A 13556-nucleotide genomic window follows, 5' to 3' on the forward strand; every position below is an offset into this window, starting at 1 on the left:
CGTCGTCAGAGTCAGATGTGTAAAAGAGCCAGTTTTGTTAAGCTATCTACCTTATGGCTCAATAAAGTGTTAGATACTTGAGACTGTTAAAGGATAGATAAAATCTAAGAGCAATTTAAAGAGTACGACAGTATGCACATAAGCGAAATTACTCATCCCAACCAACTCCACGGCTTGTCGATTCGTCAACTCGAAGAAATTGCCCGTCAAATCCGGGAAAAGCATCTGCAAACAATAGCCAAGAGTGGTGGGCATCTAGGACCTGGGTTAGGAGTGGTGGAATTAACCATCGGGTTATATCAGACTCTCGACTTAGATCGAGACAAGGTAATCTGGGATGTGGGACACCAGGCTTATCCCCACAAGATGATTACGGGACGCTACCATCAATTCAACACCCTACGGCAAAAGGATGGCATTGCGGGCTATCTGAAGCGCTGCGAAAATAAATTCGACCATTTTGGTGCTGGACATGCTTCGACGAGTATTTCCGCTGCCTTGGGGATGGCACTAGCGCGGGACCTCAAAGGGGAAAACTTCAAATCAGTAGCAGTAATTGGCGATGGCGCATTGACTGGCGGGATGGCTTTGGAAGCAATTAACCATGCTGGACATTTGCCTCATACCAGATTGTTGGTGGTACTGAATGACAATGATATGTCAATTTCGCCTAATGTGGGGGCGATTTCTCGTTCCTTGAATAAAGTCCGCCTCAGTGCCCCCGTGCAATTCTTAGCCGATAATTTGGAAGAACAATTTAAACATCTTCCCTTCTTTGGTGAGTCTCTATCCCCAGAATTACAGCGGATGAAAGAGGGGATGAAACGTTTGGCAGTACCAAAAGTAGGGGCAGTTTTTGAAGAACTTGGCTTTACTTATATGGGACCAGTTGATGGTCATAATTTAGAAGACTTGATTTCTACCTTCAAAGCAGCACATACTTATGAAGGACCAGTCTTAGTTCATGTGGTGACGACGAAAGGGAAAGGATATGCGATCGCAGAAAAAGACCAAGTAGGCTATCATGCTCAAAATCCCTTTGATTTAGTCACAGGGAAAGCGATTCCCTCCAATAAACCTAAACCCCCCGCCTACGCCAAAGTCTTTACCCATACTCTAGTCAAACTTGCCGAAAATAATCCTAAAATAGTCGGGATTACCGCAGCAATGGCAACCGGAACTGGTTTAGATAAACTCCAAGCTAAACTACCGAAACAATATATAGATGTCGGTATTGCCGAACAACATGCCGTGACTATGGCAGGAGGTTTAGCTTGCGAAGGAATGCGTCCGGTAGTAGCAATTTATTCCACCTTCCTCCAACGAGCATACGACCAAATAATTCATGATGTTTGCATCCAAAACTTACCAGTATTTTTCTGTCTGGATCGCGCTGGTATCGTGGGTGCAGATGGTCCGACTCACCAAGGCATGTATGATATTGCCTATCTCCGCTGCCTTCCCAATATGGTAGTAATGGCTCCCAAAGATGAAGCAGAATTGCAACGAATGATCGTAACTGGGATTGACTATACTGATGGTCCTATTTCCATGCGCTTCCCACGGGGTAATGGACATGGTGTTCCCCTAATGGAAGAAGGATGGGAATCTTTACCAATAGGTAAAGGTGAAATCCTCCGAAGTGGGGATGATGTTTTATTATTGGGATATGGGACAATGGTTTATCCCGCCATGCAGGTAGCAGAAATTCTCAGCGAACATGGGGTTGAAGCTACAGTAATAAACGCCCGTTTTGTTAAGCCCCTCGATACTGAATTAATTTTGCCTTTAGCCCAACGGATTGGTAAAGTAGTTACTTTGGAGGAAGGCTGTTTAATGGGTGGTTTTGGTTCAGCGGTAGCGGAAGCTTTGCTAGACAATAATGTTGTTGTTCCTGTCAAGCGTTTTGGTGTACCGGACAAATTAGTAGATCATGCTACGCCAGAAGAATCCAAAGCGGATTTGGGTTTAACTAGTTCCCAAATGGCGGAACAGGTATTAGCTGCATTTTTTGCCAAGCAACCTGTGGGTGTTCGTTAATTCAGTATCCCCCCTAGGGCGTATTTTATTTACCCTAGGAGGGCGCGGCAGAAGTTTCTCTCCAGTTTCATTGATAGTGGGTTTTTCTCCCCTGCTCCCTCCTCACAACTGATGGGAAATTTGCTGCCCACCTGGACCAGGAGGGCGAAGCATTTGGATAGAAAACATTTGGTTTTACCGATAAGTTATCGCCCAAAGGCTTCGCCCCTACACCTAATTTTGGCCGTTGATTTAGGGGAATCTAAAAGTAAAAACGTAGAAGAGGCATCTTGCCTGTCAGGTTAAAATCATTTTTTATATTAAAATAATTATGACTCAAGAATTAATAGACCTCAGAATCAGCATTATAGAAGGGCGCTACGCAGATGCTTTGACAATAGTCGATGAACTAGAGGGAATGAGTAAAAAAGCGATACTGCATAATATCGAATCCTTTTTAGTCCGGCTCCTGGTTCATTTAATTAAGAACCAAATTGAATTACGTTTAACTAACTCTTGGGTAGCGTCAATTTCCGATTCTATCCTGCAAATAAAAAAACTCAATATCAAAGATAATAAGACATCATACTATATCGAACGAGATGAATGGCAACCTTTATTGGTCAAAGCTTTTGAAGCAGCAATTCGCCCAGCAAGTGTAGAAGTAGAGGGAGGGAGATTGACTCCATATCAGTTAAAAGGAAGACTAGATAAAAACCACCTGATTGAAATAGCAATAGACTTATTACTTCTCACTTACGAATATGAGGAAGAAGATTTGCCAGATGGCATCGATACTCACTTAATTCAATTACCAGGTGGTGAAGGTTGGCTAGAAGGGAAGTAATGAGATAAACTTGTGAAAATAAGTGCTAATTTCAAAATAAGATTAAGTTGAATTACTACGAACCTCTATGACTTCACCCACAAACCAAGTTTACCCCATTGTTTGGCAAGACGATCGCGTGATGCTAGTTGACCAAACCCAATTGCCGAATAAATACGCCGTAGTTGAAATCAAGTGCTGTGAGGATATGGCAACGGCGATTACAACCATGATAGTCCGAGGCGCACCTGCAATTGGAGTGGCTGCTGCTTACGGAATGTATCTGGGGGCGCGAGATATTGAAACTGAAGATAGCGAAACCTTCTTTCAGGAATTGGAAAAAGTAGCGCAGCTATTGCGACAAACTCGTCCGACAGCGGTAAACTTATTTTGGGCGATCGCACGTATACTGAAAGCAGCCAGTGAAACTATTGGCTCCGTAGCTGAGATTAAGGAAGCATTACTGGAAACGGCAAAGGCGATTCAGCTAGAAGACTTACAAACCTGTCATGCAATTGGCGATCGCGGTTTAGAGGCTTTACCAGCAAATCCCGATAAGTTATGTTTACTAACATACTGCAATGCTGGGGCACTAGCTACCGCAGGATATGGTACAGCTTTGGGTGTAGTCCGTTCAACCTGGCGGGCGGGGCGACTAGCGCGAGTTTACGCTTGTGAAACTCGTCCTCGTTTGCAAGGTGCTAAACTAACATCTTGGGAATGCGTACAAGAAGGGATACCCGTAACTTTAATTACCGATAATATGGCAGCCCACTGTATGAATCGAGGACTAATTGATGCAGTAGTTGTTGGTGCGGATCGGATTGCGGCGAATGGAGATACAGCTAATAAAATTGGTACTTATAGTGTAGCCTTAGTTGCCAAAGCACACAAGATTCCCTTCTTTGTCGCAGCGCCTTTATCTACGATTGATTTTGAATTAGCTACGGGTATGGAAATTCCCATTGAAGAACGTCATCCGTCGGAAATCTATCAAGTAGGAGAGACGGTAATTTGTCCCCCTGGAGTGGAGTTTTATAATCCTGCTTTTGATGTTACTCCGGCAGAATTAATTGCGGGAATTATTACTGAGAAGGGTGTAGTACCTCCTGATAGTTTGCACAAGTTGCAATTTTAGGAGTTGGGGAGTGGGGAAGAGAGTATTGAGTTTTGATTTTTGAGTTTTAATTCAAAACTGAGAACTCAAAATTGAGAACTATTCCGGGGAGTGGGGAGTGGGGGATTTTAGAGCCAAAAGAGGAATCCATGAAACAGTTCAAGATTGTGATAGAGAAGCACTCCGATGGATATGTTGCTTACCCAATCGGTATTATAGGTGCGATAGTTGGGCAGGGAGACACCTATGAAGAAGCTTTATCAAATGTGAAATCTGCGATTGCTTGTTATGTAGAGATATTTGGCAAGGAAATGCTAGAGGATACCCCCTCTGTCGAGGTATTCATTGCTGAAGCGGGGGTCGCAGTTTGATGCCAAAATTTCCAATTGATGTCCCAAAGAATCGAGTTATTAGAACCTTTGAGTTGTTAGGCTTCGAGATTGTTCGCGAAAGGGAGCATATTGTCATGCGACGCGAAAATAAAGATGGGACAGTGACACCACTGGTTATGCCGAATCACTCGAATATTAAAAGTGGATGATTGCCTTATTGGGGCTGAGTGTAAACTAGCCACTTAGGTTCTGAGTTGTTATCTTGTGCAATAACTCAAAGGCTACCAATAGCCCAGACTATAGCGTCAGCTCAGTGTGGGTAGTTTACTCGTACTTTTCGTTGGGGGAGTACGTCAATTTATGAAATGATAGAGAATATTCCCTTCAGCGAAAAGAAGACTAACACATGAAACGGTTGATTCAAGGTTTGCATGAATTTCAAACCACATACTTCAACACTCACCGGGAACTATTTGAGTTGCTGTCTCAGGGGCAGCATCCCAAATTCCTTTTTATCACTTGTTCCGACTCTAGAATTGATCCCAATCTGATTACCCAAACTGAACCTGGTGAAATGTTTATTATCCGCAATGCGGGTAATATTATCCCACCTTATGGGGCCACAAATGGTGGGGAAGGGGCTGCGGTTGAGTATGCGGTTCATGCGTTAGGGATTGAGGAAATTATAGTCTGCGGGCATTCCCACTGCGGGGCGATGAAGGGATTGTTAAAGATTGAAAAGCTGGAAGATGAGATGCCAGCAGTTTATCAATGGCTTAAACATGCTGAAGCGACTCGCCGGATTATGAAGGAACATTATCAGGGATACGAAGGTGAAGATTTGCTTAATGCTTCGATTCAGGAAAATGTTCTCACTCAGTTAGAAAATCTCCGCACTTACCCAGTAGTCCAATCTCGACTCAAAGCTGGTAAAATGCACCTTCATGCTTGGGTATATGAAATTGAAACGGGAGAGGTTTTGGAATATAACGCCCTCCAAGGTCAATTTTTACCGCCAAACACTCAGTTTGGTAGAATTGCATGGCTATCGAAGGAACAGCAAGAGCGGATTTATAAGGGTTCTTATAGCAAAAATAGCTGAGAATTAAACAAAGGAATGGGGTTAAAACTGTCTAACAAAACTAGGCTGTTTTAACCGCTGTATTTATCTGTGATTTTGTCACTTTATCCTGATATTGATATCATCGGTGGCAATGTCGCTACAGCAGAAGCGGTATTAGACCTAATTGAGGCGGGTGCTGATGCCATCAAAGTAGGTATTGGTCCTGGTGCGGTTTGTACAACTCGGCTAGTTGCTGGTGCTGGAGTTCCCCAATTGACTGCAATTATTGAATGCGCTACTGAAGCACGTAAACAAGGTATCCCAATTATTGCCGATGGTGGTATCCGTACTTCTGGAGATATTGCTAAAGCAATAGCTGCCGGATCGTCAACAGTGATGTTGGGAAGTATGTTGGCAGGAACAGATGAAAGTGCGGCTCAGTTAGTAGAAAGAGATGGACATCTCTACAAAATTTCCACTGGTTTTCCCAGTTTAGGTGTAGAACTAACCCTCAAGCAAATTAGGAATGAAGAAGTTACAGAAGATGAAGTCAAGGAGTATGTAGCAGAAGGAGTAGATGCAACATTTGAGTACAAAGGATCAGTGGCAGAAGTACTTACCCAACTTATAGGTGGATTGCGTTCAGGCATGAGCTACTCTGGTAGTCTGTCAATTCCAGAATTTTGGGAGCAAGCTCGTTTTATTCAAGTTACAGCGGCGGGACAAGCGGAAAACAAACCACATATTCAGACGCAAAATATCCAAGTTCATCCCGACTATCGAAATCTCGTTGCACAAAAAAATTCGTGGATTGACTTTAATGTCTCTCCAGAATGAATTTTTGATTTTCCAGCATTTAATTAATCTGGGTTTTGAAGTCAACGATGTCAGTTGTCCTCATGGTGCATTTGGAGAGTTTTTGACGCTGGTTGAAACACCAATTCCGTCTTCAGAAATCCTCCATGCAACTCTGAATTTCGACAAAAGAACGAAAATAGTTGTGGTCGCTCAAAATATAAAATCTGCCTTAAAAGAGCTTTCGATATTTGATTTTGAAGTCCATACAGAACCATACATCAAACGTGGTAAACGTCAAGGTGAACGATTAGGGATAGTCGTCAACCGCACGATTGAATATCAGTGGACTGAATATTAACAATATCAGATCGGTACATGAGATTACTAACCCGATCAAGGAGGTTATACAGCAATGATTGGAATGCCCAAGTTAACGACTCTAGTTTACTGTGTGGAAAATGACCAAGTTCTACTCGCACAAAGAAAAAAAGAACCATTTATCGGATACTGGATCGCTCCGGGCGGTAAGATTGAACCTGGAGAATCCCCTTACCAATGTGCTGTTCGGGAACTGTTGGAAGAAACGGGTTTATCTGCCCAAAATCCACAACTCAGGGGGGTTGTTACCGAAACTTCTGCCCGCCCAGATTGGCAGTGGATGATATTTATCTATGTCGTAACTCGCTTTAGCGGAACGCTGATTTCTGATGAAAGTGAAGGGATTCTAAAATGGTATCCCTTAGCCAACCTTGTCGATTTGTATATGCCAGAGGCAGATTGCATATTCTTGCCGAAAGTGCTAGATCTTAACCTACCAATTTACCAAGCCACATTTCATTATGATGATACTTTGTCGCTTAACAAAGTGACTGAACATCCGGCATGGGGAGCTGAAACTACCACGGTTTTCAAGGCAGAAACTTTGGTCTAGCAATCCATGGACAAAGCCGGTTTTATAAATGCTGTAGACTGAGAAATTGAATAAGTCACATAGTGTTATTTATTCATTACGAAAAAACTTGATAGAGGGTGAAGAAGGTATGTTTGAAACGATTGCTTTCGATGGTGACGATACATTGTGGCATAATGAGATAATTTTTCAGGATACACAGGCATTGCTTTACAAAATGTTAAAGCCTTATGCTGATGAAGAAGTTATCCTCCAAGAATTATCCAAGATAGAGAGGTCTAACTTGCCCCTATTTGGTTACGGAATCACAGGTTTCATTTTATCAATGATCGAAACAGCCCTAGAGATTTCAGGGGGACAGATTCCTCAAGCCAAAATTCAAGATATTATTAATTCGGGTAAGGAGATGCTAGAAGCCCCGCTTGAGCTACTCCCTGATGTTAGATCTACTTTAGAAGAATTAATAGATTCCTACAATCTGCTGCTGATTAGTAAAGGTGATTTAATGCACCAAATGAATAAGGTAGAGCTTTCCGGTTTAGCTGAACTGTTTTCTATAATTGAAATCGTTCCCGAAAAGAATAAGCATACTTATAAAAAGATTTTCCACAAACACGAGATCATGCCTTCATCTTTCATGATGGTTGGTAATTCCATGCGGTCTGACATTTTGCCAATCCTGGAGATTGGTGGTAGCGCCGTATATATACCCTATCATGTCACTTCTCATGTGGAGACGATCGCCAATGAGGATATACCATCGGATCGTTTCTGGCAGTTAGAATCTTTTCAAGAGCTACCACAACTTCTGAGTTTACTGCATCAAGTTTAAAACTTTGGCGATCGAACGACTCCTGAGCCAGTATTTTAGGGATTCGAGGCTCTATTTATTCCAGCTTATATATTGAAAAAAGATTTAATCTTGTCTTCTTACCTACAGTGCTTTTCTATGGTACAGTGATCAGGCATCTTGAGTATTTAAACATTCGCGATCGATTGAATCATGCAATATTCTAAAATTTGAACAGGGGTTGAGAAATGTCGATTTTAGACATCAAGCTACCAATTCACGAAACTTTTCAAAGTACGGTTCAGGGTGAAGGATACTGGACTGGAGCATTGGTAGACTTTATCCGCTTGTCTGGTTGTCCAGTGGGCTGTCCTTGGTGCGATACAGGTTACGCTGATGGTGGAGCAAATTTACCGCGAGTGGAACGTTCAATCCATGAACTTTTAGGAGAACTCAAATCTCCCAGAGTGGTAATCAGTGGTGGAGAACCATTCATTCAGAAGCATTTACCTGAATTGGTTCAAGCTTTGCTAACCGCAGGCAAACAGGTTAGTATTGAAACTTCAGGAGCGTTCTGGAAAGAAATTTCTCCAGAAGCTTGGATTACCTTATCACCAAAGCAACATATTAACCCTAAATACCCAGTACAAAAACAGTTTTGGAGCCGAGCTAATGAAATCAAGATCGTGATAGAAACTGGTACAGAAATACAGTTTTATCAAGAAGATATATCGATTCACAATCATCAATTGGTTTACCTACAACCTGAGTGGAATAGTTCATCAAAATCACTGTCTCTGATTTTGCAAATGCTACAACAGAGACCGGAATATAGACTTTCTTTGCAAACACATAAATACATCGGAGTACAATGACAAATCATCAGTGGCTAATAGCTAAAGAATTCCGGTTTGAAGCAGCGCATAAGTTGCCTTACCATGATGGAAAATGTGCTCGGTTGCATGGACATAGTTGGCGTGGGGTTGTTTATGTGGCGGGTGATACCTTGGTGGAAACAGGTCCTAAACAAGGCATGGTGATTGACTATTCAGACATCAAGAAATATCTTCAACCCCTAGTCGAAAATTATTTAGATCATTATGATTTGAATGAAACTACGGGTTTGGAATCACCAACCAGCGAGCAAATCGCCGCTTGGATCTATCAAAAATTGGAAGAAGCGGGATTAAAAGGGTTAATGGCAGTTAGAATTGATGAAACCTGCACCTCCATCTGCTTGTATTCTAAAATACGCATAGCTGGCTCGTTGAATTCCAGTGAAAGTTTGAATTTACTCAACACTCATCAAGGTGAGGATGGCGTGGGCATGAATTTAGCAACTATCCTATGATCAGTCAAAATAAATACAATCCCGATGCCTTGATCGTTAAATCAACCTTGCTCTTATCAAGTACACTAATTGTATTCGCAGCAGCCAGCTTGACACCTGCTCTGCCAGCAATGCAAGAACATTTTGCAGATTTAGACAATGTTGGCTTGTGGGTAAAACTGGTGATCGCGATCCCTTCTTTGTTTATACTTTTGGGAGCGCCAGTAATCGGGATTGGAGTTGATTATGTAGGGCGAAAATTAATCCTAGTTATTTCAATTATTCTATTTGGCTTATTTGGAACTTTAGGGTTCTTTATCCATTCCATCTTCGGAATTCTGGTGAGTCGTGCCCTATTAGGTTTGGCTACGGCTGGGATTACCACCTCTGTCATCACATTAATTGGTGACTATTATTCTGGACAGGCGAGAGTGAAGTTATTAGGACTACAAGCTGCATTTATTGGTATTGGTGCGGTAACTGCATTGCTGATTGGTGGTGTTTTAGCTGATTATAATTGGCGGAATCCATTTCTGATCCATCTGCTTGCTTTTTTGCTATTGCCACTGATTTTATTCGTCATTAGGGAACCAGAAGGAATGGTGAAGAAGCCGCAATCTTCATCAACAGAATCTGCCCAGACGACACTAAATCAGCCCAGTGATGAACAACCAAAATCCCAGTCTATCGAGGTGAGTGTACCAAAGAAATTGTTGCTATTTATTTATTTCACGGCTCTGTTGGGAGAAGTGATGTTATATCTAGTTCCCGTACATTTGCCATTTTACCTGCAAGCTATGACTGGCGCTAATGCCAAGCAAAATAGTATAGCAATTGTGGCGATGTCGTTGTTTTTCATTATCGGTTCCTTATTGTTTGTCAAACTAAAAGAGCGACTAGATTACATGACTGTGGTTGTTGTATCCCTTGGTCTTGTGAGTATTGGTTATGAAATCGTTGGCTTGGTAAACGACTACAGATTGGTTCTATTGGGGTTGACAATATGCGGACTAGGTGCAGGGTTTTTAATCCCCAATTTAGATTCTTGGCTAACAGCTATTGTACCCGCTACCTATCGTGGACGTGCAGTGGGAGGGCTAACCGCATCAACATTTCTCGGGCAGTTTTTGTCACCAATTCTTACTCAGCCACTCATTCAAAACTTGGATTTTGATCTTGATACCGCCTATGGATTGGTATATATTATTTCCGGCTATGTGTTGACTGTATTTGTTATTGTTACCTTTATAATTGAGCAGGTAAAGAAAGAGAATTTGGAAGTAGAATCACTAGAATGATATACTGCTAAACCAAAAATTTTTACGGCAAACAAAACGTCAGTATCTACTTCCTCCTGAGATTGAAAAAGCAGTTATTCACTAAGGCATCAACGGATCATATTGATAATCTAAATATCAGAAAAATTGGAGGAATTACTTCCTTGCTACCATACAAGTTGTTACTGTGTAATCCGGGTGAAAATCATCTAGTTCCTCAGACGATAACTCTTCTGCTGAAATTCCCATAAAACCGGCTATAAGTGTTAAAGGATTACCGTAAAGATACAACCTTTATTGGGAAAAATCTTGAAATAACTGTTTCATTCCATCAGGAAGTGGTCTCCACTAATCTACAGGAGCGTCATGTAATCTCTGGGCATTGGGTACCATAGCAAAACATTGACCGCCAACTTTCAGCCAACTGTAAATATTTTTGACAACCACCCAAGGCTCACGACAATGTTCCAAGACATTAAATATTACTACTGTGTCTAGAGATTCTGGTTCGATTATGCTTGGATCATGTGCATTTCCAACCAAAGTAACTCCTGATCTTGCAAGAATATCGAGGGTTTGATATCGAGTGGCGTTATGAAACTGATAAACTTCTTTATTTAGCAAGACTCCGCCGATTTCTAATACATTTCCTACAACTTGCTCTCGAATTTCGCCAATAAACTTATCTAAATAACGGTACTACATCAAGGTAAATCCACCATTAACACAAAGATACTGTCCCGTGGTAAATCCAGACTCAAGACTGGCAAAGTAAAGCACGGCTTCAGCAATATCATGAGGAGTTCCCCAATGCTGCATGGGGATACTTGTAAGGTAACTATCTTTGATTTCCTGAGATGCATTTTCATGGCGTTCTACAGGAATCCATCCCGGAGCAACTGCGTTTACTGTGATTCCAAAGGGAGCCAGTTCTGTTGCCATGCTGCGGGTAAACCCGAGTTGTCCACTTTTGGCTGTCACGTAAGCACTAAAGTTATTGACTCCCCGAAAACAAACATCACTACTAATATTGATAATTCGTCCCCATCGTTTTTCCTTCATCGAGGGTAAACAAGCACGAGTCAGCAAATAAGGACTCTTGACAAAAAAGTCGAGCATTGTCTGGAAATCCTGCCAGGTATACTCTTCAAATGGGAGTTCAGCTTGTTTTCCTGTCGCATTCAATACTAAAATATCTACTGCACCCAGTTGTGAGGAGATCTCATCATACATTTGTGCCACATCTTCTTCTTGCGTGACATCACCGCGCACCAAAATAGCTGTACAGCCTAAATCTTGTAATTCTGCTAACGTATTTTCTGCCTGGGATACGCGATTGTGGTAGTTAATTGCAACTTTAGCACCTGAATCAGCTAATCTCAAAGCGATCGCTTTCCCCAATCCCGCAGAACTTCCCGTTACTAAAGCAATATGCCCATTTAGAGACAATGACATAATCTAATTCTCTGAAGCACTATTTTGTATCATTTTGTAAATCGTACATCATATTTTGCCGAATAGATTATTTTTTGTGCTATTTTCACTATAAGTTTACACATTTGTACATCAATTTTGGGTAGCAAGGCAATGGCTTGGTTTGCCTATTGTATCAGCACTTCTACCCAAATAGCGTAATCGTCACGTATTACGCCATACAGTGCAAAATGTAGCTAGAAAGAAAGATTGTCACACCAAACAGAAGGTAATTATTTAGACATGAACCAACCTAAACGGCTTGCTATTTATCTCTTTTCTTACGATGGCATTGCTACTTGGTGTTGTGGGGTGGGTAGTATAACCAAACAATTTATTCACTCAATGCCTGTCGTTGCTGAATATTTACAAGAGCATGGTTTTGAGACAGTGTTCTATGCTGGGACACCATTCTATCATCCCGAATGTTCCTGGTATAGTCCAGAAATACTGCATGAAACTGAAGAAATATGCAGATCGCTATCAGGAGATGTTCTTTATCACTTGAATGGCACTGAAGGGGATGATATGTATGTTGATATTGAGCAGTGGAAAGCCACATCAGTTGGGGCAGCAAATATCGTCATCAACTACTTTCAAAAACATGAATTAAATATTGTATTTACTACCGATCCACCCTACTGTGGTGTAAGTTCTTTTCTGTTTCGCCAATTATCTCACTTCAAAGGCAATAAACCCATTGTTGTTTGGATTCCCCATAGTACCGCATTGATTCATGAGAAAAACACCAATGAAACTAGGTATAACTGGGAAAAGCAAGCTGTCTTTGATGCCAACACCCACAAAGAATGTTTTGTTGCCTATTGTAATAATTTCATTAAAAATCATTTAATTAACGAGTATCAGGCATCTTTAGAGAGTTTAGTTCCTTTAATTAATGGCTTGCCTTTAGTTGAAAATAAAACTAGATATAATCCTCAAGAGATTATTAAAAAATATGGATTACCATCCGATTGCGATCTTGTCTTTGCGGGGGGTAGGGCGGCAAAATACAAAGGTTTTGAGTACTTAGTCAAGGCGTTTGCTGAATCTCAAAAAGACCATACAGCGGAACTGGTGCTTATGGTGACAAGTTTGGCAACTTCTCAAACTGAAGGAACTTACTCGGAGATTATCAAACTATTTGAAGAGCTGCAAGTTCGTGGCAAAGTTATTAATAATTATATTTCCCTGGAGGAACTGAAAGCAATTTTCCGATCGCCAAAGGTGAAAGCCGTTGCGATCCCATCTCTGGCGGAACCTTTTGGGATGATTCCCTTAGACGTTAGAGATGCGTGTGATGAAAATGGACCGGTTCTAGTTTGCTCGCAAGTCGATGGTTTGAAGGAATCAACTGTTCATGGTGAAGATGGTTTTTTAGTGGATGTTGAAAACACCAGTCAATTTGCTCAAACTCTCACTCGTGCTGTAAATATGTCCTTTGAGGAGCGGAAAAAGTTCTTGATGAAGGGTAAGGAAACATTGCAACGCAAATACAATTACCCGAAGAATATTGCTGACTGTATTTTAAAAATAGTAGATCGGGGAAAAACAATAGATGAACGGATAGGGAATCTTCCATCTTAGGAATTCTATTAATTGTAAACTGCTTCAACTCCTC

Annotated in this window: 15 protein-coding genes and 1 pseudogene; 14 read left to right on the forward strand and 2 right to left on the reverse strand. The window is 41.4% G+C overall.

Going from position 1 to position 13556, the window contains the following annotated elements; translation table 11 throughout:
• Window positions 1-132: 132 nt before the first annotated feature.
• From dxs to NJ959_RS05655, 13 genes and pseudogenes are all read left to right on the forward strand, one after another.
• On the forward strand, window positions 133-2040 hold the full coding sequence (gene dxs / locus NJ959_RS05595; protein WP_254010770.1) for a 1-deoxy-D-xylulose-5-phosphate synthase: 1908 nt from the start codon (window positions 133-135) through the stop codon (window positions 2038-2040).
• Window positions 2041-2350: 310 nt separating this feature from the next.
• Window positions 2351-2866, forward strand: a complete 516-nt coding sequence (locus NJ959_RS05600) for a DUF29 family protein (protein WP_254010771.1) — start codon at window positions 2351-2353, stop codon at window positions 2864-2866.
• 67 nt (window positions 2867-2933) lie between these two features.
• A complete protein-coding gene (gene mtnA, locus NJ959_RS05605; RefSeq protein ID WP_254010772.1) occupies window positions 2934-3983 on the forward strand; it encodes an S-methyl-5-thioribose-1-phosphate isomerase in 1050 nt (349 codons plus the stop codon).
• Window positions 3984-4111: 128 nt separating this feature from the next.
• Entirely contained in the window at window positions 4112-4333 is a 222-nt protein-coding gene (locus NJ959_RS05610) for a type II toxin-antitoxin system HicB family antitoxin (RefSeq protein WP_373693607.1), read from the forward strand.
• Window positions 4333-4494: pseudogene (locus tag NJ959_RS05615) on the forward strand (type II toxin-antitoxin system HicA family toxin); the annotation flags it as partial. The gene NJ959_RS05610 and the pseudogene NJ959_RS05615, both read left to right, overlap by 1 nt.
• 206 nt (window positions 4495-4700) lie before the next feature.
• Entirely contained in the window at window positions 4701-5396 is a 696-nt protein-coding gene (locus tag NJ959_RS05620; RefSeq protein WP_254010775.1) for a carbonic anhydrase, read from the forward strand.
• A gap of 69 nt (window positions 5397-5465) precedes the next feature.
• On the forward strand, window positions 5466-6194 hold the full coding sequence (locus NJ959_RS05625; protein WP_254010776.1) for an IMP dehydrogenase: 729 nt from the start codon (window positions 5466-5468) through the stop codon (window positions 6192-6194).
• On the forward strand, window positions 6178-6513 hold the full coding sequence (locus NJ959_RS05630; RefSeq protein ID WP_254010777.1) for a hypothetical protein: 336 nt from the start codon (window positions 6178-6180) through the stop codon (window positions 6511-6513). The genes NJ959_RS05625 and NJ959_RS05630 overlap by 17 nt, the downstream gene beginning before the upstream one ends.
• A 63-nt stretch (window positions 6514-6576) precedes the next feature.
• Window positions 6577-7086: an NUDIX hydrolase gene (locus tag NJ959_RS05635; protein ID WP_254010778.1), complete on the forward strand. Its 510-nt coding sequence runs from the start codon at window positions 6577-6579 to the stop codon at window positions 7084-7086.
• A 109-nt stretch (window positions 7087-7195) separates the two neighbouring features.
• Window positions 7196-7897 carry an HAD family hydrolase gene (locus NJ959_RS05640; protein ID WP_254010779.1) on the forward strand — a complete coding sequence of 234 codons (702 nt, stop codon included), beginning with the start codon at window positions 7196-7198 and terminating at the stop codon, window positions 7895-7897.
• Window positions 7898-8103: 206 nt separating this feature from the next.
• On the forward strand, window positions 8104-8730 hold the full coding sequence (locus NJ959_RS05645; protein WP_254010780.1) for a 7-carboxy-7-deazaguanine synthase QueE: 627 nt from the start codon (window positions 8104-8106) through the stop codon (window positions 8728-8730).
• Window positions 8727-9206, forward strand: a complete 480-nt coding sequence (gene queD / locus NJ959_RS05650) for a 6-carboxytetrahydropterin synthase QueD (RefSeq protein WP_254010781.1) — start codon at window positions 8727-8729, stop codon at window positions 9204-9206. Before NJ959_RS05645 ends, queD begins: the two co-directional genes overlap by 4 nt.
• Window positions 9203-10483 (forward strand): MFS transporter, encoded by a 1281-nt coding sequence (locus NJ959_RS05655; RefSeq protein ID WP_254010782.1) that lies wholly within the window; start codon window positions 9203-9205, stop codon window positions 10481-10483. Before queD ends, NJ959_RS05655 begins: the two co-directional genes overlap by 4 nt.
• Window positions 10484-10810: 327 nt before the next feature.
• Here the strand turns inward: NJ959_RS05655 and NJ959_RS05660 are convergent, their stop codons facing one another.
• Window positions 10811-11086, reverse strand: coding sequence for a class I SAM-dependent methyltransferase (locus tag NJ959_RS05660; RefSeq protein WP_254010783.1), 276 nt, complete (start codon window positions 11084-11086; stop codon window positions 10811-10813).
• 75 nt (window positions 11087-11161) lie between these two features.
• Entirely contained in the window at window positions 11162-11917 is a 756-nt protein-coding gene (locus NJ959_RS05665; protein WP_254010784.1) for an SDR family NAD(P)-dependent oxidoreductase, read from the reverse strand.
• A 261-nt stretch (window positions 11918-12178) separates the two neighbouring features.
• On the opposite strand from NJ959_RS05665, the gene NJ959_RS05670 reads away from it, so the two are divergent.
• Complete coding sequence (locus NJ959_RS05670; protein WP_254010785.1) at window positions 12179-13522, forward strand: glycosyltransferase family 4 protein; 1344 nt, start codon at window positions 12179-12181, stop codon at window positions 13520-13522.
• Window positions 13523-13556 lie beyond the last annotated feature (34 nt).

Origin of the sequence: Limnofasciculus baicalensis BBK-W-15, assembly GCF_024178385.1 — a bacterium.
Taxonomy (GTDB): domain Bacteria; phylum Cyanobacteriota; class Cyanobacteriia; order Cyanobacteriales; family Coleofasciculaceae; genus Limnofasciculus; species Limnofasciculus baicalensis.